Below are 23,755 nucleotides of genomic sequence, written 5' to 3'. Positions count from 1 at the left end.
ACGTCGAGTGGATGAGTAGAAAAAAATCAGGAGGGAACTTCTTATGTCCATGCAATCCCTTCCTCTCGTCAGTGTCATCACCCCTTCGTACAATCAGGCAAAATTTATCAAACGAACGATCGAGAGCGTATTGACACAAGACTATCCCCATATTGAGCATATTGTGGTAGATGGCGCCTCAACTGACGGTACACAGAATATTTTGCAGCAATACAGCCACCTGGCAGACCGCTTCCGCTACGTTTCCGAACCAGATCGCGGCCAATCCCATGCTATCAATAAAGGATTGCAAATGGCACGTGGTGAGATTATCGGATGGCTCAATTCAGATGATACGTATTTTCCCGGTGCCATTCGAAAGGCTGTGGCTGCCTTACAGCAGCATCCCGAATGGGGCGTGGTATACGGTAAAGGGCTCCACATTGATGAGGATGACAAAGCAAAATATCCGTACATTTGGGTGGAGTTTGACAGAAAAAAATTGTTTCATTTCAACATCATCTGCCAACCTGCCGCTTTCCTGCGAAAGCATGCCTTTGAAGCAGTTGGTGGTGTAAATGAAGAACACGACTGGTGCATGGATTACGATTTGTGGAACCGGATTTCCCTGCATTATCCGATTGGAACGATACCGGAATTCTTGGCTAACTCACGCTTATATGACGCATGCAAAACGTTTGTCTATGAATTGGAGCCAGGGTTTTCCGAAATTTTGAAAACAAGCGTGAAGCATCATGGCACCATCTCAAATGAATGGCTCTATCACTACACGCAGAAGCATTACAAGCAAGGAGCCTTTTGGTTTCTCAATAAACTAAAAGCGTATCATGCATTCGGGCCATCTCCCCAAATCATCGCATCCAACCGCTACTCGGACTCATGGGCTCCCCAAAACCTGCGAATGACCATCGAAGCCAGCCATGGACCGATGAACGCTTTGCTTATCAAAGGAAGCAACCAAGATATCGCCCCTCTTCTTCATTTCCATGTCATGAGGAATGGGAAATTCGTATACAAATTCCAAGTTACCCAAGGGCGTTTTCAAGTCGTGATTCCCATTGCCTCAGAGGGACAGCAATGTGAAGTGAGTATTTTTTGCAGCCAGCAGATCCTTCAGAACCACCCCAACAATCCTGGAATCAAACGATCTGTCAGCTACCACCTGGAAGAAGTCCTCCCACTTTCCTATGAGGAGTACCAATTTTATCAGGAATTTACCAAAGGCAAGGCCCAGATCGAAAATTGGGTAAATCGCAGAGTCCCTTCACCTCGAAACTGAATGCGGACGAGAAAGGCAGGTTGACAAGAATTGAATCTGGCGAAAAAACGGATTGTGGTTACGGGTGGATCAGGATTTCTAGGAAGCCACGTCGTTCATCAATTGCGCAAGCTGGACTGTACGGACATCTTCATCCCTAGAAGCCATGAATACGATCTTCGCAAAGAACATGATGTGAACAAGATGTTGCAAGATTTCCGTCCCGATATCATTCTTCACTTGGCTGCCGTCGTTGGCGGAATCGGCGCGAATCAAAAAAACCCCGGAAAATACTTTTACGATAATTTGATCATGGGAACTCAGCTCATGGAGCAATCCCGTTTATTTGGTGTCAAAAAATTCGTAGCCATTGGAACCATTTGCTCCTACCCGAAATATGCGCCTGTACCGTTTCAGGAAGAAGATATATGGAATGGTTACCCTGAAGAAACCAATGCTCCGTATGGCTTAGCCAAGAAAATGATGCTGGTGCAATCACAAGCCTATCGCGAGCAATACGGGTTCAATTCCATTTATTTGCTCCCTGTCAATTTGTACGGCCCGGGCGACAACTTCGATTTGGAAACCTCACACGTCATCCCTGCCATCATTCGAAAATGTGTGGATGCGATTCGCAATGACGAGAAGAAGATCGTTCTCTGGGGAACAGGCAACGTCACACGCGAGTTCATTTATGTCGAGGATGCTGCTCAGGCGATTATTGCTGCAACCATGAACTATGATCAATCGGAACCGGTCAATATCGGTTCTGGTCAAGAAATCTCCATCAAAAGCTTAGCTGAAACGATCAAGCAGCTAAGCGGCTTCCAAGGAGAGATCGAATGGGATAAAACCAAGCCAGACGGACAGCCGCGCCGCCTTTTAGATGTGACCAAAGCAAAAGAGCATTTCGGCTTCGTGGCACAAACGTCCTTACTCGCTGGCTTGGAGAAAACGATCGCCTGGTACATGGTACATCCTCACGTTCAAGGGAGGATCCCTACATGAGAGTCGGAATAAACCTGATGTCAGTGATTCCTGGCAAAATCGGCGGGATGGAGCAGTATGTCAGGAACTTGCTGGCCTACTCGATGAATGCTGGGGACGGCCATCAGTGGTTTCTTTTTTTATCCTCACACAATTTCCATACCTTTGAGGCGCAAAAAAATGTGCGCAAATTCATGGTCCCCGACCATGGTAATGCGCACGCGATGCTTCATTACTGGATTAACTCCCTCCAGTTGAATTTGTGGTTTTGTCCGTTGCTTGTATTGAATCCATCCGATGTCGCAATCCCTTCTGTGATCAACATTCCAGATATCCAACACGAGTATTACCCAGAGTTTTTCGATGCTCATTCCTTGCGCTGGCGACTAGACAACTACAAATCGTCTGCTGAGCGTTGCAGTGCCGTGCTGACTCTCTCGGAGTTTTCCAAGCAAACGATCCTCCAAAAATTCGGGCTTCCTCCGCATAAAGTACATGCGATCCACCTAGATGCCTCGCGGGAATTTTCCTTGCCACATAATGAGGCACTCAACCAACAGGTCATACAAAAGTATAAGCTGCCCAGCGAATACGGCTTTTTCCCCGCGAATACATGGCATCACAAAAATCACCTAAATGTCTTCAAAGCACTTGTCACTTTACGGGATAAACACCAAATCCGAGTTCCCATGGTTTTCACCGGTTTTGCTCAAGAGGCACATCAAAACGTCATGAATTACATCACAAATAACCAGCTTTGGGACCAAGTCAAATGGCTCCATTACGTACCACAGGAAGAGATGCCTTACTTGTATCGGAATGCCCAGTTCCTTTGCTTTCCTTCCCTCTTCGAAGGGTTTGGCATTCCGCTGGTAGAGGCCATGAAGTCCAACATCCCCATCGTTTGCTCCAATGCAGGGAGCATTCCTGAAGTGGTTGGTGACGCTGCTCTCACCTTCGACCCGAATATTTCCGATGATATCGCGGTGAAGCTCGCCCATCTTTATCTGACACCTGAGGCACGAGCAGACCTAGTTGCCAAAGGCATCCATCAAGCCAAGCATTTTTCGTGGGAGAAATGCGCGCGCGAAACATTGGCTGTCTTTTCATCCGTCGCACGCTAATGTCATTTGAAAGGAGGTCATCCTTGTATGTCACGCATGCAGCAAATTCGGGATACGTGGAGGAAGGAGCGCCGAATCCCGTTTCCGTTAACCGAACAAGAAACTTGGGATTTTTGGCTGTTGGAATCACCGACAACCGATTTGAAAAGGTCGAAGATCAAGCATATTGCAAAAACGATGGGCATCCGCACTCTGATCGAGACAGGTACGTTTAAGGGCGACATGTTGCAGGCGATGAAAAACCATTTCGACTTGCTCGTTTCCATCGAGCTGGATGAAGCATTGTTTATCGCGGCAAAAGAAAGATTCTCAGGCGACAGCCACATCCATATCCTCCACGGTGACAGTGGCGTAGTATTGAGCAACCTGATGCACTCTGTTACAACACCTTGCCTGTTTTGGCTGGACGGTCATTACATCCCGCGCTCAACGGAGGCAGCCAAAGGAGACCTGGACACCCCTATCTTGCATGAGCTGGCTGCCATTTTGCAGCATTCTGTTCAAAATCACGTCATTTTGATTGATGATGCTCGTTGCTTTATTGGTCCCAATCCATTGTTGAAAGATTATCCCACTATCCAACAGCTACGAGAATTCGTTCATGCTCTTCGTCCCGACCTCTTATTCGTCGTAGGAAATGACATCATCATGATCTACAATCCACTTGAAGGAGCATCAAATTCGATGAAGAAAGTTGACTTTCACCTGCCGTTTGACAATCAAACCTTTACCGTCTACGGGGACCACTCCGATCAAAGCGTCCTGTACTTTATGGAGTATTACCAAGGATACTATGAAGACTACGTTATCCACCCTCTGAAAAAAATCGTACAACCTGACCATGTTTGCCTAGACATCGGTGCGAACATCGGCCCGATCTCACTCGCCCTGAGCTATCTCGCGCCTCAAGGCAAGGTGTACGCATTTGAACCCTCCGATGTCAATTATCCTTATCTCCTGCGAAATCTTGCCGAGAATCACATCACCAATGTCGAGCCTATTCAGCTCGGAATAGCCGACCGCAACGGGAACATTCATTTTAACGACGACCCGCGTGGAGGCGGATGGTCTTATATCCCGCATGAGCCAGAGGCCGTGGAGAAATCCACCCAATTCATATCATGTGTCAGGTTGGATGACTGGGTAGAGCAGAATATGATCTCGCGCATCGACCTGATTAAAATTGACGTGGAAGGCTCTGAGGTCATCGTCTTGGAAAGTGCCCTGCGAACGCTTAAGCAGTGGGACCCAGATGTGATCATTGAATTCAACCCTGAGAGCATCACGGAAAACTTCGGCAGACATCCACTCGTGCTATACACACTGCTGGAGAAATTGTTTACCCATCTGTATATGTTTAAGCGGGACAATACAGTGGTAAAGGTGAAGAACTACAACCACTTACTAGACGAAATGAAACCTTTTCACGCTGATCTGTTTTGCACAAACAAGACTTTCCTCGATTAAACGCACATGAAAAAACATGGCTGCAGACTCGCCATGTTTTTTGTTTCGTTGCTATTTGAAAGTAGCCATAACCTTTCTCAATCCATCCTCCAACTTCACTCGATGATTCCACCCCAGTGCTTGCAGCGATCGAGTATCTGCATGTGAATGCATGATCTCCCTATCTGTATACGCAATCGATCCGAACTTCAAGACCGTGCTTGATTGCGTCATCTGATGAACCAGTTCTACAAACTCTCGTATCGGAGTAGCCGTACCTGTCCCTACCTGGTATTCCGTAAAGCCTGCGGGTAGACGAGCAGCATGCGCCAACAGCACACGAAAGGCAGCAACAACATCCTCCACATAAATAAAGTCTCTTGCTTGCTTCCCTTCTGTAAGCCTTAGTTCAGGTTGATTTTCGAGACAGCTTTTGATGACTGAAGTGACAAATTTATTCGCATTGTCATAAGGACCATACACATGCTCCAGCCTGACGTTGATGAATTGTAGGGAAGAGGTATCTGCTAGGCATTTTCCCCATTCTCGAAAATGACGCTTCGTCAAATTGTATGGTTGCAGATGTTTGGATAATCGGGTGGGCGCACTGGAAAACGTATCTGTATTTAGAAAAACAGGGGTACCAAAGCGCATGGCCATATCCAGCAGCTTCAGCGGAAAGGTTACATTTGCATCTACCATCGTGGTAATGCTCTCGGTGTTTCGTCCATAACAAGTTGCCGTATGGATGATTGCGTCGATTCTCCCCTGCTCGAAAAAAGGAGCTTCCCATTGACCGCGATCCGCATCATACGTAATCAAATCAGGCAATATGTCCTGGATGCGCGAGCAATCGGAAGTACTCCTTTTCAAGATGATGACAGTATGTCCGTCTAATCGCAGCGCTTTTACCAGCTGGCTTCCGAGAAAGCCTGTCGCGCCGGTCACAAGTAACTTCATTCGGGATCGCTCCCCTTCACGTGCTCTACAATCTTCTTATATCCAGTTCAAGTCGATGTTGTGAATTTGTTTTTCTTGCATGACCCTCCGAAAGTGATCGGCTTTCGTTTTCAAGCCTTCAATCAGCCATTCATGATTTTCTACGACGATTTTTTCGATTTGCAGGTGTAAATTTTGCTCTACGATTTTTTCCAACAGTTCAAATTCTGCCCCCTCGATATCTATTTTGATTAATTTGATCGGCCGATTGAGCATCTGGATGAACTGTGTCAAATCAATGACCTCTACTTCTACATACTTATGGGGATTCGTAACAGGATGATTGTTCAAAAGGGAAGAGGCGTAAGCAGACCCTGCCGGATCCGTATGGTAATGTTCGTGCAAATGCAAACGTAGCTTATCGTTTTTATGCCAAACTGCTTTGTTGATACATATAACATTCGGATAGGCGCCCACCCTTTTTTTCAATTCCTCAAATACGTATGGATTCGGCTCAAACGCAAAGACGAGAGCGCCTTTATCCGCCATTTTTTGAGAAATGACCCCATAATTTGCCCCACAATCGATCGTTATGTCCCCGTATCCGATCGGAGAAAAAACTTCTTCACTGTTCTCGTTTAATCCGCCCACTCCTGCTTCCTCCTTATGTTCGACTGGTTGCCCATGCTGCCTTTCCGGATTTCCACAGTTCTTCCAAGTAGTTTTTATCTCGGAGCGTATCCATTGGCTGCCAAAAACCGGTATGCTTGAAGGCCATTAGTTGATTCGCCTTGGCCAAGCCCTCCAACGGCTCTTTTTCCAATACCGTCTCATCACCCGCCATATAATCAAATACGCCCGGCTCCATGACAAAAAAACCAGCATTGATCCATCCGCCGTCCCCTTTTGGCTTCTCCTGGAATCCTGTTACGTTGTTCCCATTGGCAATATCCAATGCTCCGAATCTGCCTGGCGGTTGAGTCGTGGTGATCGTTGCGAGCTTTTTATGCGTGCGATGAAATTTTACCAGCTGTTCAATATTGATGTCGGATAAGCCATCTCCATACGTCAGCATGAATGTATCTTCTCCCACATACTTCTGTATCCGCTTCACCCTTCCACCTGTCCCTGTGTCTTTCCCCGTATCAATCAATGTGACTCGCCACGGAGCAGCATTGTGGTTGTGAAAAGTGACCTGATTGTCGGTACGAAAATCAAACGTCACATCAGAATGGTGAAGGAAGTAGTGCGCAAAGTACTCCTTGATCATGTAGCCTTTGTACCCGAGACAGATGATGAAATCATGGAAACCGTACTTGGAATAAATGGACATGATATGACAAATGATGGGCCAATCACCGATTTCAATGAGCGGCTTCGGCCGAAGATGCGTTTCTTCTCCAATGCGCGTGCCATACCCTCCTGCTAGGATGACGACTTTCATTGGCTGCCCTCCTTTCTCTGTTGTTCACTTGGCCTCATTGGTATACGCCGCGATTTGGGCCAAACAAATTTCTCTTACGTCTTGTTTTTTCTGATAAGCCTTCTGCCAAGAAATGATACTGTCCAAGGTCCGTTCGAGCGACCAGTTGGGCTTCCAGCCTATTACGCCTTTGGCTTTAGAACAGTCCAGCTTTAAATATTTGGCTTCGTGCCATTGTGGATCGGTTCGCTCTGCTTCAAAACGAGCACCAGCCCCCCAACGCTCACACAATTGCCGGACGATCCACTCTACCGATCTGGCATCTTCCTCATTCGGACCAAAATTCCAGCTCTCGGAGTAATCCTTGCCATTCGCCCACATTTTTTCAGCGAGCATCAAGTACCCCTTCAAGGGCTCCAGGACGTGCTGCCACGGTCGAATTGCTTTTGGATTTCGGATGACGATGGTCTCTCCCTTTATCAAGGCACTTAGGCAATCCGGTATCAAACGATCCATCGCCCAATCACCACCGCCGATCACATTGCCTGCTCGCGCTGTAGCAACGGCAACGCCATGCTGATGATACTGGTCGGGGTGGAAAAAAGCATTGCGATAGGAGGCAGTCACTTGCTCCGAACATGCTTTACTGTTGGAATACGGATCATAGCCGCCCAGCACATCCTGCTCACGGTATCCCCACACCCACTCCCGATTTTCATAAACCTTATCCGTCGTGACATTGATAATTGCTTTGATTTTCATTCCGTTTTGTACAGCCACTCTCGCCGCCTCGAGTACATTCACCGTACCCATGACATTGATTTCGAAGGTTTCCGCTGGATATTGATACGATAAACGCACCAGCGGCTGAGCGGCCATGTGAATGATGATATCCGGGTTGGCTTGGTTGATTGCTTTATGAACACTTTCCTTCGATCTGACATCGTCAATGATTGAATCAACCAATGAGCTGATTTGGGCGCACTCAAAAATACTCGGATTTGTTGGCGGCGACAGCGCATACCCCGTTACCTTCGCCCCCAAGTCATGCAGCCATAAGCACAGCCATGCGCCTTTGAAGCCGGTATGACCTGTGATCAACACTTTTTTGTCTCGCCAGAACGCAGGATCAATCATTGTGATCACCGTGCTTCCTAATCTGCTCCAGAATCGCTGACCACGTCATCCCAAGTCGAACGATATCTTCTTCCACCAGCTGACTGCCCATCTGTACCTCGATGAATGCCAGCTCGGTCGTAGCTTTGATTGCATGCTTGGCTCCTACCGGGATTTGCAATACGTCACCTGGTCCAACCTGGCTCAGCTGATCATCCAAAATGAACTCTCCGCTGCCCTCTACGATAATCCATACTTCGCTACGGTGGTGATGGTACTGATAACTCAAATTTTTCCCGTCGTATACATGGATTTGTTTCGTTAATACTTCCCCCGCGTCTTCATTTTTCTGAAAATGCATAACCTGATACCATCCCCAGCGCCGCTCTTCATACATTGGGCGCTTTGTCCAATCCAAAGACAAATTTTTGACCATATGACTTTGTTCCTTGGAAGAAACAAGGATGCCATCCGGACTCGCCGCTACGATCATATCCGATAGACCGATGGACACGATAGGGATGTCCAATTCGTTGATAACGTGCGTATTGGTGCAGCTCTCATCCAGCAAAACCTTACCAATTGTATTCCTGCTCATTTCTTCCGTGAGCGTATTCCACGTCCCTAGGTCCTTCCAGGCTCCCTCATACGGGAGAACGACTACTTTCTCTGCCTTTTCTACAATCTCATAGTCAAAGCTGATGGCAGGCATTTGGCTATATTGCTCAAGCATGCGGTTGTATTCAGTAGGCAATCCTTTTTGCTCCAATTCGCGAATCAGATAGCCCAATCGAAAAGCAAAAATTCCACAATTCCACAGGGCCTTCTTTTCTACTAAATCCTGCGCTTGCTCAAGGGACGGTTTTTCTTTGAAGCTTTTTACTTTTTGATAGGCAGGGGGTATTTTACCCTGATCCGATTGTGATTCTAGCTGTGGAACAATGTAGCCGTATTTCGTAGATGGATACGTAGGTTTCACTCCGATTAATGCGAGATTCGCGCCAGATTTGAGGATGACGTTCTCTAGCTCCTTGATCCTGTCCATAAAGCGGTCCTCAACGAATGGATCTACAGGCATGATGGCGATGACTTCATCCGGGTCCATTGTCAAAGCAGAGTACAAATAGGTTACCGCTAAAGCAATGGCAGGGAAGGTATCCCTTTTTTCCGGCTCCACGATCAAAGGAACGTCTTCACCCAGTTGGCTTTGAAGCAAATCAACATGTGAGCGGCCTGTTGAAATATAAACAGGCTCCGACCAATTGCGGGAGGCTAGCTGCCTCCATACTCGTTGAACCATCGCCTCTGGTTGGGCATGTGCATTGCCTATCAACTTCAAGAACTGTTTGGACCTGACATCATTGGAGAGCGGCCACAGCCTTTTCCCTGAACCACCCGATAGTAATATCAGTTTCACTCAGGCCACCTCGATCCGTTTATCGTGTTGTATGCACCATCTTATGCGTCTGTCGCAGTCGATGCTCTATCGTCCAATGAAAATGGTCAACTAACACGAGGAATGATAGAAGCCTATAGAAACTGAATCCAACGGTTAGAAATATAATCAAAAATGTAAGAACCGGCTTGCGGGAGATAGGGAGTTGTGAAAAACTTCATATGGTGCTTCGTATATCCTTGAAAATGAAGAGAAAACACCGGCAGATATCGCCCCGTTGCCTTATCCTTGCAGCACAGGACACCATTTATCGAGTAGATTTTCTTATAGCCGTACAAATTTTCCATTGATGTCGCCTGCTGAATATTCCCATCAATTATGCCATCATGAAACAAGCCATTCGTGATTTGGTAACCCTTGAGCCGCTCAAGAAAGAGCAAGGCCAGCACCATATCCGTTATGAGAGGTTGATTGAATCGTACGTGTTCCTTTCTCCGCATGGTGTATTGAACGACTTGCGCGAATGCAATCGGATTGGCAAAATGAGACTTCATGAACTCACAATATTGTTCCAACTTCTGCCTATCTACGAAATTTGTCCATACGAATTCCATCGTAAAGTTTTCAAAGCGCGGATGGTTCACGTCGGTAAACAGCATGACATCCGTATCGATATAACAGCATTTCGGAATCTGATGCCTTTCCATAAACGCCAACAAAATAAACCATCTTTGAAAACAAAATAGATTGTACTCATAGGGCATGAAATGAATATGTTTATAGACTCGCGTCATTTCGCTAGCGGCATGCATGTAATCGTCTATCATCTCATGAATGATGCCGTTCACGGCATACCTTCTGTTTCCCCCGTTCCCTATCAGATAGACAGGCGAATCGGGATTACTTCTTTTCGCTTGCTGCAAGCTGTATGTGAGATAATCATCGTCCCCTCGATGGATGATCACGATGGGCAAGGGCATACTCTTTCCGCCTCCTTTTTCTCCCCATACTTTATGTATGTGACAGACAACGAGAAACGGGCATATGCCTTTTTTCCGAAAACCTAACTTGTTGCCAAGCAACTATAGACGTGAATGGGACAAAATTAATGCATTTATATCATTTCCCCCAGCACGGTCCGAACATATCGTATAGGGCAAGCACTCTGCAATGAAGGGGGACATGTCGATGGGAAGATTTTGGACAGATCAGGAAATTCTCGATGAGATCAGCAAACGGCGATGGTACCATAAGATCCCGCTGCGACCCGGGATTGTCACACCCGGGATTTCGCTTCTGGAAGGTATATGGAATATGACGAGACAATCCAGAGAATACATCCAATATTCGGGGAAACGCGTCCTTGATCTCGCTAGTTTTGACGGAATGTGGGCGTTTGAAGCGGAGCAGCGAGGGGCAAGTCTTGTCGTGGCAACGGACTGTATGCAGCCGCTCTATTTGAATTTTGAGTTTTGCAAGAACATCCTGCAAAGCAAAGTTTTGCCGCTGTACAATACCAGTCCTTACAAACTATGGGAAGGGCTGCAAGTTTTGCTGATGGACGATTTTATAGAACCACTGCCATTCCCTCAACAAATACGGCACAATCAATTTGATGTCGTCCAGCATCTTGGACTGCTCTATCATCTGCGCGATCCGATGTGGACATTGTCGCAATGCCGAAGCGTGATTAAGCCAGGTGGGCACCTCTTGTTGGAAACTGCCTGTATTTTGGATACGAATCAGTCCATCATGGTCTACAACGGAGCTCCTGGACAAATGAACCGGATTTATAAGGACGATACGACTTGGTGGTTGCCATCTGTCCTTTGCATTGAGGAGATGCTCCGAGGCACATTGTTTGAAGTCATTCCTGAATCGGTTCGGACCATCCCTTCTGGCAAAATAAACAATTACGATGCGGGCCGCATCAGCCTCGTGGCAAGAGCCATTCCTGGTAGCGCGATCGACCAGAATTGTCACGCGGAGTTACTCCGTATCTTCCGCAATCCGGGGATCATTCCGGACTACCTGTAATATCTGGGGAATTTGAAATCGGGTGCACAAGATCGACGATGCTTGTGTACCCGATTTTCCATTCTTTCATAGTCTGATGGTAGTGCATGCATTTTTTATGATGGAAAGATGGGAGTGAATCTCGTGTCCCACTCACAGCAACCATTAGTGAGTATCATTACCCCCTCTTTTAACCAAGGCCGGTTTATTCGCGAGACAATAAATAGCATATTGACCCAGGACTATGCAAACCTTGAGCATATCGTGGTAGATGGAGGCTCGACTGACGATACGCTCTCCATCTTGCAAGAATATGCACAAAAAGATCCGCGCTTCCGTTATATTTCCGAACCGGATCGCGGACAGTCTCATGCGCTTAACAAAGGTCTGGCAATGGCAAGAGGGGAAATCATTGGCTGGCTGAATTCAGACGATACCTATGTTCCCGGCGCCATCATGATGGCTGTTCACGCTTTTGCGAGCAACCCGAGCTGGGGAATGCTTCACGGCAATTGCCAAGTGATGAACGAGTACGGTCAAGTATCTTCCACCTATCCGTCAGAACAGGCTGATTCCAAGAAGCTGTATCAGAGCTGCGTGATTTGCCAGCCATCCGCTTTCATCAGGACCCACGTTTTCAGGCATATGGGGGGCGTGGATGAAAAATTGCAATTTTGCATGGATTACGACCTGTGGATGCGCATCGCCAAATTTTATCCCATCGGTTATGTGCCTCACTACTTAGGAAACGCCCGAATCCACACGACCTGCAAATCAGCTACACAATGGCATTCTGTCGGCGTACCTGAAGTATTGCGATCACTAGCGAAAAATTATTCGTCCATCCCCAGCCATTGGATATCGTACGTCCCACACTACAAAGGCATGGGTGTACTCGACCTGTTGAAGATCTATAAGACCTTTCCATCCAATACAACCAGAATTACAAGCATGAATCGGGGGATGGACTTGTGGGCGCCTCCTGTCCTGCGTGCGATTGTCGAATCAGATCCATCTGCACCGGCTCAAATGTTGTTAGTGAAGGGCAAAGTCCCTGGTTCCCCTGCAAAATTGCCGAAGCCCATTGTTTTGACAGCACTCGTGAATGGCGTAAACGTAAAAAGTTACACCGTTGATAAACCCACCTTTGCCCTCGAAATCCCACTCGATCCGAATGCCACAACACTCCGTGTGGACATCGCTTCTTCCAGTGTCGGTGTACCGAACACCCCGCAAGTCCAGCAAAGAATCGTGGGGGGATACATGGCCGAAGAGATTATTCCTCTTTCGTATGACGAAGTGATCGTGTACAGAACTTTTTCAAGGAGTTAACCATTCAACTCGTATATAGCTTCGTTTCAATGACAGCCGCCGCTCCGGCTATGGCAAGCAGGAGCAGCAACGGATAGGCGGCTGGCACATACATATACAACCCCACGATCAAGGCCCCCACCCAAATTCCCACGCACCAATGGCAGCTCAACAATCTGCCTATCCATTGGCGCACCCTTCCGCCTTTAAATTGAAAGTCCCGAACCATTTGCCCCGACTCGTCGGGTACATAGAACACCTGGTAAAATGGGGTTCGCAGAAAAGACGTAATCTCATCAAAAACAATCAAATGCGTGAGACGAAAGCTTGCCAGCACGAGAATGATTAGGTCGATCCAAGAGAGGTCAAACATTCCACCTCCACCTCTTTCCAATATTTTGTGCTTTTCTCATTTGTTCCACATTTAGTACCATTGTGGTGCGACAAAACAGAGAAAGGCGTGATGAGATGAATCGCAACATAAAGAAAATGGCAACCATCCTTTCCCTGTCCGTCCTCGTTACCATGATCGGACAACCTGCGTTTGCGAAAACAAGCTTTACCTCTTTGAAAAAAGGGATGAAGAACTCGCGCGTGCTTGAAGTGGAAAAGATGCTCGATGCACTCCATTACGACTACAAGCTGGTAGTGGACAAGATCTACAACAGCAACACAGCTTATAACGTCAAAGCGTTTCAAAAAAAATACAAGCTGCCGCAAACCGGAATTGTAAACAAAACCACCTACGATAAACTGACGAGCGTGTACCAAGCTCGCAAGCAAGTGCAGCCAACACAACCAGCACAGCCAAGCACACCGTCCAAGCCTAGCAATCCTGCTGAGTCCAATGATTACGCTACGCTAAAATTGGGTGCTAGCGGTGAACGCGTGAAGGAATTGCAAACGATGCTCGCTGGCCTCGGTTACAAAGTAACGGCATCGGGACAATTCGATGAATCTACACGTTTTGCCGTCATGCTGTTCCAGTCGCGCAATAAACAAACCTTGACTGGTGAAGCCGATACCAAAACTTATACAGCCATTCAAACGCAATACAAGAACAATCCCGTGCAGCCCCAACCAGATACGAAGCCAACCACTCCAACAAATCCACCGACTCCCGTAACACCTAGCAAGCCTGAGCAGCCGCAAAACCCTGGTGCTGACGCACAAGTTCCTCTACCCGCAGGTTTGACGGCTGAGGAAAAAGAAATGGTTCAGCTCGTGAATCAAGAGCGCACCAGCCGCGGACTCGCACCCTATCAAGTGGACATGCAGTTGGAGAACGTTGCACGTGTAAAAGCTCAAGAGATGGTAAACAAAGGCTACTTTAGCCACACCTCTCCCACTTACGGCTCACCGTTTCAAATGATGGACACTTTTGGTATTCGCTATTTGGCTGCTGCTGAAAATATTGCCCAAAACTATTCTGTAAGCAGCGCTCATCAAATGTTCATGAATTCCTCTGGGCACAAAGCTAATATCATGAGTCCAACATACGACTACGTTGCCATTGCTGTTGTAAATGGCGGTCCGTACGGGAAAACGTTCGTACAAATGTTCTTAAAAAAATAAAGGCGCGGAACGGAAAAGCCATCATTTCTACTGAAATGGTGGCTTTTCTTCTCGATTAGAAAGACACGGCGATCCGGTTATTGGCGGAAAAGTGTACGGTCTGATCGTTGCACAGCACGACACCCTCGACGACGATTCCCTTCCCCGCTTCTTGTTTCAAAAATGAAATCTGGAAATTCTGGAAGGATTCCGTCGATTCCGGTGCAATGGTTACAGGCTGGATCGGCGCTATCCAATATTCCCCTCTCTCCATCGCTTGGGCAAACCAATCGTCTTCCAAGTATCTCCATCCTTTTAAGCCCGATGTACCTTGTACGGCCATCGTCTCCACGAGCTTCGGCGGCAATACCTGGCCTCCCATTTTGATCGAATCGACAGGTGAGACACGCAGGCAAACGATTGGATTTTTCAGTTCAACGTTCCCCGTATTTTTCACCTGGAGCGTCCCAATCAACAGGTACGGCTTCTCAGCTGATTCAGAGTGAATCAACGTGTAATCAAAATACACTTCTGCCGCTGTACGCATTTCAACCTGTTCTGGCACTTCTTCGACGGGGTGAATGGTCACTACTTGATTCAGCAGTTCTTCTTCTGCCAAGATCAACAGCTCTTCCCGTTCACTGTCTGATTCACTGTTTCCTTCTATATTTGATTCACTGTTCTCAGCACTCGACTGGTTACTTTCCTGAATCGTGTTTTGTTCCTCTGCCCATGGCTTTTCATCTTCTCCCTGCTGACTTTCCTTGTCAGAGGTAATGAACATAGTGGAATAAAACAGCTTTAAAATAGTGGGTGGTAAAAACGCCATTGGTTGAATGTGCAATCCATTTTGGAAATACTCCAAAACCCCTGACGCTAAATGTAGCGCAATTTTTTCCGCATAGAGTTTACGCTTGCTCACTTCCGTAAAGAGCGGCAATTGCAACTGGATGTGAACGATCGATGGTTGCTTTTGGTTTTTGGTTACTTTGTAGTGACACGGGATTCCTGACTGCTGCAATTCAGCGCGCAAACACTTGACCAGGTCTTGCCGCTTTTCATCCTCCGACTGAAAGAAAATCAGTCTTGGCTTTTCCAGAACTCTCATTTCCTTCAAGCTGAAACGTATAGCGACATCCGTATTTTTCGCCAGAGACGGATTGTTTTGGCTTATAACAACTTCCATCCCGCTATCAGAAAGAAATTTTTGTACGTTCCCCAATACCTCCCACTCATAGGCAGTTCCTCCTCCTGAAGATATGCCTGTAAAGAGAACGCAAACTTTTCCTTTCAACCCCGAATCCAGGTCAACTCTTTTATTCGTCGAATCCCACTTCAATTGAAAGCCATTTTGCTTGCAAAATAAACGAAACGCTGGCAGAGCCGCGTACGGCATGGTCCCGCCACGTTGACCACTGTAATATACCTCAACATCCATTCCCATCTCTCCTCACGAAACTTTCCGTCAGTCCGCGATATTGTATGAATGCCCAGTGTCCAAAGTGAACATTTTTGGCGATGACTGTTCCGAAGAAACGCTTTGCGCATACGATGCTACAGAAAGGAGTGGTCATATGCCCACCTCACAAATGCCCCTAATCTCCATTATCATTCCTGTAAAAAATGAGGGGGACAATGTGCGTTCTACCATCACTTCCCTTTTGAATACAAGAACCACGTTTCCATATGAAGTGATCGTAGTCGATGATGCCTCAACTGATAACGGTTGTCACTTTTTACAAGGCCAAGGGCAAAATGAAAAAATAAAATTAATCACGACAGAAGGCATTGGTGCAGCAGCAGCACGAAACTTGGGTGTGAATCATGCCCGTGGCAACTACTTTATTTTTTGCGATGCCCATCTGTCTTTTGAAAACTTTTGGATCGATCGCATGATGGAGCTCATTCTGACAAAGAAAGCAGATGGCGTTGCTCCCGGAATCGCTTCCATGACAGAGCCACATAAAATCGGATATGGGCAAAATCTGAATCAGAAGCTCGAAATCACCTGGTATCCAAAGCCAACGGGCCCTTCACCGGTTGCGATATTGCCAGGGGGTTGCTTCCTGGTCACCCGTGAAGCTTTTATGAAGGTCGGGGGTTTTGACCGTGGTTTTCGCATTTGGGGATTTGAAGATATCGAATTTTCCATTAAGATGTGGCTCTTTGGGTATACGTGTATGGTCCAGCCATCCGTAAAAATCTTGCATTTGTTTAGGCAAGTTCACCCTTACACAGTTGCACATGAGCACATTTATTACAATATGCTTCGAATGGCGTACAGCCATTTTAACGAGCGGCGGATTGAGGCTGCGAAAAAACTTGTGCTCTACGCAAATGCGAGTGAAATTGCGGATGATGTGCTGACTTGCGGAGCTGCTGCTCAGCGTGTTCGATACACTTCCCAAAGAAAATTCGACGACAATTGGTTCTTCCAAAAATTCCAAATTCCTTTCTGACAAGATAGTGACCTAAAAAATAGGCGCATGCTCAACATGCCAAACTCCCGTTGCCCACATAGTATGTAACTGCAAAGCAAACTCCCTAGGAAAGGAAGGATTCTTACGGTGAAACATCACGTGAAGCCCATTATGGGTCGCCAGCTCCCTACACCGACGCCTACAGCAACTCCTCCTATATCGAACAACCTGCAGGAAGAGTGCATTCGCGTCAATAAGGTGTATGACTGGGTAGTATTAGCGAACAGCTACCGAAACAAGATTGCCCTTCCCGACGATTGTCAAGCTCTGGTAGACGCTGCCATTCGTGCTGGGCAAGATATCACGCTCTCCTGCGTTGAGCCAGTTTCTCCTGGTCCTACTTGCAGAGTCGTCAGTATTCGCCGCGAGAACATTACAGTCAATGGGACCACTGTTCGGGTCGGAGTCGTTCGCTTTGTGTTCGGAGCCACTGTGCTCGTTCGCGTTTTCGCAGACGGAACGCCTCTCTGCGAATTCACAACGACAGTGCAATTCGATCAGGAAGTCGTTCTCTGCTTGCCTGAACCGCTTGACGAGGACAATATCTTGTGCCGAATCAGTGCTTTCGAGTGCTCACCAACCGGTACTGTTCTCCTCGGAGGCATGGTTCAACTCGACGTCATTGTCTGCGTAGAAATCCAAGTAGAAGCAGAAGTTAAACTGGAAGTATTGGCGAAATTCTGCTCTCCACGTCCAAACAGCATTCCAATTCCATCGCCAACGCCATCTTTCCGTTGCCCGCCGATTACATTCCCGCCACAATGCCCACCAATCTTCCCAGTACGCAACTGCGATTGCCAGGCGTCCGTCAACGCGTTGGTACCAAACGTTTCCATTTCTATTGGTATCCCACTCGCCGTTGCCGTCGGTACGATTCAGCTCATCGCAGATATCTGCCCAAGCTGCGATCCATCCAGCAGCTCGTTTACCTTTAACTTCTTTGATGCTCTCCTGCCTGATGTCCTTGGTGATCAAAGCTTCAGCTTCTCTCCAACGACTATCAGCTCTCCGACATGCATTACCGTACTGCCTATCCTGCCAATTGTGACAGGTCTCGTCGTAACAGGTACTGGTGTACGGACATTCACAGCAACAGGCGCACAAGAAACCCTGACCTACTCTCTGACACTCGCCGAAACAGGACTCGGCCTGCCAGACGTTATCATTCTCACACTCACCGACTCTTCTGGTGTCCTCGTCTTCAGTGCCACCATTACAGTCGTTCCGGACGAACAATTACTGGTTGCCGATTGCATCACGTTTGGGGATATTGTCATTACCACTCCATAAAAAAAATATTCGTTTTCAATCAGGCGGGAGAAGACTAGCACTTCTCCCGTTTTTTCTATAGATGAACCGTCACTACAATACAGGCACCAATTCCCAACCCGTACATATGTCTATATGGGAAAGCCAGACGGAAAAAGGAGGACAACACTGTGTACAAAAGGAGAATCTCCAATGCGAACAAGTCGAAAGAGAGAGAAAATGAGAAGCTCCTCCTGCTAAAAAAACAAGCACACTACTACGAAGAAAAAACAAACCAACTCATGCAAGAAGTGTGGCACCTACAAAAGCTGATCGAGGAAACATCCCAAAAAAACGAAGCATATAGAGAGCAGCTTGAACATCTGAACCAGAACCTCCACGATTTGGACAGCAAAGGGGCCGAATGGAAGCAGCGCTTGAACGATTCACAAGGCATGCTTCAAGAAATGAAGGGCAAGCTCGACTACTACGAACATCTCTTGAAACAACGCGAAAATGCCATAACCGACCACCAGGAAACAGAGGCAAAACTAAAGAGTTCGATCGACAGCTTGCAAGCCGAGATCAGAGAACAACGAAAAGGTCCACGACTGGAAGAAATCATGTCCAAACATCAAGCGCAGGAAGAACACTTGCGCGAGCACATTGAACTGCTCCAACGGCGATTACAAAGCTACGAACAAAAAGAGGCACAATGGCAAAAGGCGTTACACGAGCAAGATCAGCAGCAGCTGAGTCAAATCGAGGAGATCCTGCATGAACGCCAGCAGCATTTAGACATGATCGCGCATCTGGAGCAGCAACAACTTACATGGAAACAAGCTTTGGATCATGCAAATGAAGAGTTTGAGAGTGCGCAGATAAGACAGCACGAGCAGCTATCCAAAATTGAATCATTGAATCAGCAGTTGGAGGACGCACGGGCACGGGAAGAGCAAACACTCTCTGACCTACAGCAGCTTACAGCAGCAAGCGGAAATTGGGAGCAGCGGGAGCAGGAGCTACAGATGCGAGAACAAGAACTACAGGTGCGCGAGCAAAACCTCCACGCATTTGAGCATAGTCTCCAGGCTCACGAGCAGGAGCTTCACGATCTTGAACAAGAGCTGCGGGGGCAAGGGCAGGAACTGCAATCCCTATCGAGTAGCCTTGAGACGAAAGAGCAGGATCTACACTCCCAGTCGCAACACATACAAAAACGGGAGCAGAAACTGCTCGGTCTTGAACAAGAGCTTCAGACCCAATGGTTAGAATTGCATACGCAAGCGGATCACCTGCAGACCAAAGAACAGGAGCTGCTTGCTACAGATCAGAAGCTCGAGGCTAAGGAGCTGGAGCTACATTCTCAGACACAAGAGTTTCAAGCACGACAGCAGGAACTTCTCTGTTTTGAGCAAGAGTTGCAGGGGCAAAACCAAGAACTGCAATCTTTAAAACACAACCTGCAGACCAAAGAACAAGAGCAGCTTGTTACTGAGCAAAAGCTCGAGGCTAAGGAGCTGGAGCTGCATTCTCAGACACAAGAGCTTCAAGCACGACAGCAGGAACTTCTCAGTCTTGAACAAGCGTTACAAGCGCAAGGATTAGAAATGCACGCTCAGGCACAAGACCTCAACTCACGGGAGCAGGAACTTCACATTCTCAAACAAGAGCTTCAGACACAAGACCAAGAACTTCAATCCTTACAGCATAACCTTGAGACGAAAAAACAACAGATCCAGTCCAAAGAGCTTGAGCTGCATTCTCAAACGCAAGACCTCAGCGTACAGAAACAGGATCTTCTCGAGCTCGAACAAAAGCTTCAGACACAAGGCCAAGAACTTCAATCCTTACAGCATAACCTTGAGACGAAAGAACAACAGATCCAGTCCAAAGAGCTTGAGCTGCATTCCCAGACGCAAAGCCTCAACTCCCGAGAGCAGGAACTTCTCGATATCGAACAAGTGCTTCAGACACAAAGACAAGAACTTCAATCCCTAGCTCAAAACCTGCAAACGAAAGAACAACAACTCCAGTCCAAAGAGCTTGAGCTGCATTCTCAAACGCAAGACCTCAACTCACGAGAGCAGGAACTTCTCGAGCTCGAACAAGTGCTTCAGACACAAGGCCAAGAACTTCAATCCCTAAAACATAACCTTGAGACGAAAGAACAACAGATCCAGTCCAAAGAGCTTGAGCTGCATTCCCAGACGCAAGACCTCAACTCACGGGAGCAGGAACTTCTCGATATCGAACAAGTGCTTCAGACACAAGACCAAGAACTTCAATCCCTAGCTCAAAACCTGCAAACGAAAGAACAACAGCTCCAGTCCAAAGAGCTTGAGCTGCATTCCCAAACGCAAGACCTCAACTCTCGGGAGCAGGAACTTCTCGAGCTCGAACAAGTGCTTCAGACACAAGGCCAAGAACTTCAATCCCTAAAACATAACCTTGAGACGAAAGAACAACAACTCCAGTCCAAAGAGCTTGAGCTGCATTCTCAAACGCAAGACCTCAACTCACGTGAGCAGGAACTTCTCGAAATCGAACAAGTGCTTCAGACACAAGGCCAAGAACTTCAATCCCTAGCTCAAAACCTGCAAACGAAAGAACAACAACTTCAGTCCAAAGAGCTTGAGCTGCATTCCCAAACGCAAGACCTCAGTTCACGGGAACAAGAACTTCTCGAGCTCGAACAAGTGCTTCAGACACAAGGCCAAGAACTTCAATCCCTAAAGCATAACCTCCAGACGCAAGAACAACAGCTCCAGTCCAAAGAGCTTGAGCTGCATTCTCAAACGCAAGACCTCAACTCACGTGAGCAGGAACTTCTCGATATCGAACAAGTGCTTCAGACACAAGGCCAAGAACTTCAATCCCTAGCTCAAAACCTGCAAACAAAGGAACAACAGCTTCAGTCCAAAGAGCTTGAGCTGCATTCCCAAACACAAGACCTCCACTCACGGCAGCAGGAACTTCTCGATATCGAACAAGTGCTTCAGACACAAGGCAAAGAACTTCAATCCCTAGCTCAAAACCTGCAAACGAAAGAACAACAACTTCAGTCCAAAGAGCTTGAGCTGCATTCCCAAACGCAAGACCTCAGTTCACGGGAACAAGAACTTCTCGAGCTCGAACAAGTGCTTCAGACACAAGGCCAAGAACTTCAATCCCTAAAGCATAACCTCCAGACGCAAGAACGACAGCTCCAGTCCAAAGAGCTTGAGCTGCATTCTCAAACGCAAGACCTCAACTCACGAGAGCAGGAACTTCTCGATATCGAACAAGTGCTTCAGACACAAGACCAAGAACTTCAATCCTTAAAGCATAACCTTGAGACAAAAGAACAACAACTCCAGTCCAAAGAGCTTGAGCTGCATTCCCAGACGCAAGACCTCAACTCACGAGAGCAGGATCTTCTCGATATCGAACAAGTGCTTCAAACACAAAGCCAAGAACTTCAATCCCTAGCTCAAAACCTGCAAACGAAAGAACAACAGCTCCAGTCCAAAGAGCTAATGCTGCATTCCCAAACGCAAGACCTCAACTCTCGGGAGCAGGAAATTCTCGAGCTCGAACAAGAACTTCAGACCCACAACCAAGAACTTCAATCCCTAAAGCATAACCTGCAGACGAAAGAACAACAGCTCCAATCCAAAGAGCTAGAACTGCATTCCCAGACGCAAGACCTCAACTCTCGGGAGCAGGATCTTCTCAATTTTGAGCAAGAGCTCCAAGTACAAGGGCAAGAGCTACAAACGCAAGCAGATCACCTACAAACAAAAGAACAAGAACTTCTCACCCAGACGCAATACCTTCAAGCTCGAGAGCAAGACCTTTACACCCTTGAGCAAGAGCTACAAACGCGCGGGCAAGAACTTCACTCTCAGAATCACAACCTCCAGACAAAAGAACAAGAGCTGCTCGCTTTCAAACAAGAGCTTCAGGCCCGAGATCAAGAAATTTTCGAGCGGACGCGAGACCTTGAAGCACGTGAAGAAGAATTAAACGATGTTGAACAAGAGCTCCAGGCCCAAGAAAAAAAACTACAAGCTCATGCACAGGCCTTGCAGGTTCAAGAACAAGAGCTGAAGAGCCATGAACAGGGGCTTCGGGATTGGGAACAAGCCAACCTCTCCCAGGAGCAGGCACTTTTAACGCAGAGCCAAGAACTACAGGTTCAAGAACAAGGACTTCAATCCCGAGAGCAAGCGCTGCAGCTTCGCGGGGAGGAGCTTCTCTCTCATGAGCAGGAAATCCACTCCCACGAGCAAGAGCTACTCACGATGAAACAAGAGCTGAACGCCCGAGATCAAGAACTGCACAACCAAGAGCAGGAGTTGCTTACTCGGGAGCAAGAACTAAACACACTGGAACAGGCACTACTCTCTTTGGAGCAAGAAATCCAAGCTCAAAGGCAAGGGCTGCAAACCCAGGAGCAGGAGCTACAAGTGCAGAATCAAGACATTTACACCCGAGAACAAGAACTCGAAGCACAAAAACAAGATTTGCGCACGAAAGAGCAAGAGCTAGAAGCCACTCGCCATGAGATGTTGCAAAAAGCAATAGATCTCGAGCAAAGTTGGACAATAAAGCACGAAGAGACTTCTCAACAATTAACGGAAGCTCTGCTTGAGCTGGAGGCAGCCCGGTTAACGAAAAATCAACTCGTCGCCGATTATAAAAAGCTGGCCGAATCGCATTCCCTGCATGAGCAAGAATTGCAGCAAAGCATCCAACAACGCGACGAAGAAATCCAACAAACACAAAACACTGTTAAGAGTCTCCAGTCGGAGTTAAAAGAAACACAACAGCAATTAACCGATGCACAGGATCGTATCAAAGCTTTTCAGCAACAAGCCAAGGAAACCGATGAAAAGCTCGCGAACATCTCTCTTCAAAAAAATAAATGGAACGAAGTACTGGAGAAAACAACCCAAAAATATGACTCTCTGTTAACTGAAAAAGAAAAAACCATTGAGCAGTTTACATCCCAGGAGCAAGTGTTGAAAAAGACGATAACCGGACTCAAAAACATGGTGAAAGAACTCCAAAACAACGAAGAAAAATACAAGCAAATCATCAAAGAATTCACGCAAAAAGAAGCTCGATCCAATAAAGCCTTCAGTCAACTCCAGCAAAATGCCCAATTTCAGCCAAACACGCAATTTCAACCAAGCGCCCAATTCCACCCAAATACCCAATTCATGCCAAGTTCTGATCCTTCCACTCAACAGTTATCTTCCACACCAGTAAAAATGCAGATGCCCTATCCCAAAAATGCCAACGAATTCAACCCGTTTCGTTGAAAAAGTGAAAATGTGCGAGAGCCGTTACCATGTGAATCTAACCTGAATACAACATATTACAGTCCAGAAAGGGAGGAAAAACCATGACCCCTGAACAAATGCGTGCACTGTATCATCAACGTCAACAACATCAAGTCCAACCTGCCCA

At 47.1% G+C, this 23,755-nt stretch carries 18 protein-coding genes; 10 read left to right on the top strand and 8 right to left on the bottom strand.

The features are described 5' to 3' along the window. Positions 1-43: 43 nt before the first annotated feature. From ACUUHJ_RS09640 to ACUUHJ_RS09625, 4 genes are read left to right on the top strand one after another with little or no spacing between them, the layout of a single operon-like run. Positions 44-1,279 (top strand): glycosyltransferase family 2 protein, encoded by a 1,236-nt coding sequence (locus ACUUHJ_RS09640; protein WP_289677082.1) that lies wholly within the window; start codon positions 44-46, stop codon positions 1,277-1,279. 30 nt (positions 1,280-1,309) lie between these two features. Next, complete coding sequence (locus ACUUHJ_RS09635; protein ID WP_472298781.1) at positions 1,310-2,266, top strand: GDP-L-fucose synthase family protein; 957 nt, start codon at positions 1,310-1,312, stop codon at positions 2,264-2,266. Then, positions 2,263-3,369, top strand: coding sequence for a glycosyltransferase family 4 protein (locus tag ACUUHJ_RS09630; RefSeq protein ID WP_472298780.1), 1,107 nt, complete (start codon positions 2,263-2,265; stop codon positions 3,367-3,369). Before ACUUHJ_RS09635 ends, ACUUHJ_RS09630 begins: the two co-directional genes overlap by 4 nt. Positions 3,370-3,396: 27 nt before the next feature. Continuing rightward, entirely contained in the window at positions 3,397-4,836 is a 1,440-nt protein-coding gene (locus tag ACUUHJ_RS09625; protein WP_472298779.1) for an FkbM family methyltransferase, read from the top strand. A gap of 51 nt (positions 4,837-4,887) precedes the next feature. Here ACUUHJ_RS09625 and ACUUHJ_RS09620 read toward each other — a convergent pair whose 3' ends face one another. The 6 genes from ACUUHJ_RS09620 to ACUUHJ_RS09595 form a co-directional block, all read right to left on the bottom strand. Continuing rightward, positions 4,888-5,775, bottom strand: a complete 888-nt coding sequence (locus ACUUHJ_RS09620; protein ID WP_472298778.1) for an NAD-dependent epimerase/dehydratase family protein — start codon at positions 5,773-5,775, stop codon at positions 4,888-4,890. A 36-nt stretch (positions 5,776-5,811) separates the two neighbouring features. Then, entirely contained in the window at positions 5,812-6,405 is a 594-nt protein-coding gene (locus tag ACUUHJ_RS09615; RefSeq protein WP_012685468.1) for an FkbM family methyltransferase, read from the bottom strand. 13 nt (positions 6,406-6,418) lie between these two features. Beyond that, the gene (gene rfbF / locus ACUUHJ_RS09610; protein ID WP_472298777.1) at positions 6,419-7,198 is read right to left on the bottom strand and encodes a glucose-1-phosphate cytidylyltransferase; all 780 of its coding nucleotides are present in this window, start codon (positions 7,196-7,198) and stop codon (positions 6,419-6,421) included. A gap of 24 nt (positions 7,199-7,222) precedes the next feature. After that, the gene (gene rfbG, locus ACUUHJ_RS09605; RefSeq protein WP_472301165.1) at positions 7,223-8,314 is read right to left on the bottom strand and encodes a CDP-glucose 4,6-dehydratase; all 1,092 of its coding nucleotides are present in this window, start codon (positions 8,312-8,314) and stop codon (positions 7,223-7,225) included. Then, entirely contained in the window at positions 8,307-9,710 is a 1,404-nt protein-coding gene (locus ACUUHJ_RS09600; RefSeq protein ID WP_472298776.1) for a sugar phosphate nucleotidyltransferase, read from the bottom strand. Before ACUUHJ_RS09600 ends, rfbG begins: the two co-directional genes overlap by 8 nt. Before the next feature lie 113 nt (positions 9,711-9,823). After that, positions 9,824-10,669 carry a hypothetical protein gene (locus ACUUHJ_RS09595; RefSeq protein WP_289677075.1) on the bottom strand — a complete coding sequence of 282 codons (846 nt, stop codon included), beginning with the start codon at positions 10,667-10,669 and terminating at the stop codon, positions 9,824-9,826. Positions 10,670-10,877: 208 nt separating this feature from the next. On the opposite strand from ACUUHJ_RS09595, the gene ACUUHJ_RS09590 reads away from it, so the two are divergent. Both ACUUHJ_RS09590 and ACUUHJ_RS09585 read left to right on the top strand, forming a co-directional pair. Continuing rightward, complete coding sequence (locus ACUUHJ_RS09590; protein WP_289677073.1) at positions 10,878-11,726, top strand: DUF1698 domain-containing protein; 849 nt, start codon at positions 10,878-10,880, stop codon at positions 11,724-11,726. Positions 11,727-11,849: 123 nt separating this feature from the next. Next, positions 11,850-13,037, top strand: coding sequence for a glycosyltransferase family 2 protein (locus ACUUHJ_RS09585; RefSeq protein WP_289677072.1), 1,188 nt, complete (start codon positions 11,850-11,852; stop codon positions 13,035-13,037). A 4-nt stretch (positions 13,038-13,041) separates the two neighbouring features. On the opposite strand, the gene ACUUHJ_RS09580 is transcribed toward ACUUHJ_RS09585, so the two are convergent. Beyond that, positions 13,042-13,389, bottom strand: coding sequence for a DUF1360 domain-containing protein (locus tag ACUUHJ_RS09580; RefSeq protein WP_289677070.1), 348 nt, complete (start codon positions 13,387-13,389; stop codon positions 13,042-13,044). A gap of 95 nt (positions 13,390-13,484) precedes the next feature. Between ACUUHJ_RS09580 and ACUUHJ_RS09575 the strand changes: the two genes are divergently transcribed. Next, complete coding sequence (locus ACUUHJ_RS09575) at positions 13,485-14,591, top strand: peptidoglycan-binding protein (RefSeq protein ID WP_289677069.1); 1,107 nt, start codon at positions 13,485-13,487, stop codon at positions 14,589-14,591. A gap of 55 nt (positions 14,592-14,646) precedes the next feature. Here the strand turns inward: ACUUHJ_RS09575 and ACUUHJ_RS09570 are convergent, their stop codons facing one another. After that, complete coding sequence (locus ACUUHJ_RS09570) at positions 14,647-16,008, bottom strand: hypothetical protein (RefSeq protein ID WP_289677068.1); 1,362 nt, start codon at positions 16,006-16,008, stop codon at positions 14,647-14,649. A gap of 136 nt (positions 16,009-16,144) precedes the next feature. Here ACUUHJ_RS09570 and ACUUHJ_RS09565 point away from each other — a divergent pair, with 136 nt between their 5' ends. The 3 genes from ACUUHJ_RS09565 to ACUUHJ_RS09555 all read left to right on the top strand — a co-directional run bounded on the left by ACUUHJ_RS09565 (position 16,145) and on the right by ACUUHJ_RS09555 (position 23,607). Further along, a complete protein-coding gene (locus ACUUHJ_RS09565; RefSeq protein ID WP_012685457.1) occupies positions 16,145-17,029 on the top strand; it encodes a glycosyltransferase family 2 protein in 885 nt (294 codons plus the stop codon). Between the two features lie 108 nt (positions 17,030-17,137). Beyond that, on the top strand, positions 17,138-18,340 hold the full coding sequence (locus tag ACUUHJ_RS09560) for a BMQ_0737 family morphogenetic spore coat protein (protein ID WP_041749331.1): 1,203 nt from the start codon (positions 17,138-17,140) through the stop codon (positions 18,338-18,340). A gap of 149 nt (positions 18,341-18,489) precedes the next feature. After that, a complete protein-coding gene (locus ACUUHJ_RS09555; RefSeq protein WP_472298775.1) occupies positions 18,490-23,607 on the top strand; it encodes a hypothetical protein in 5,118 nt (1,705 codons plus the stop codon). Positions 23,608-23,755 lie beyond the last annotated feature (148 nt).

The organism is Brevibacillus schisleri (genome assembly GCF_055685845.1).
Note: the sequence above shows the minus strand (reverse complement) of the source record. Positions and strands in the feature narration are given on the sequence as shown.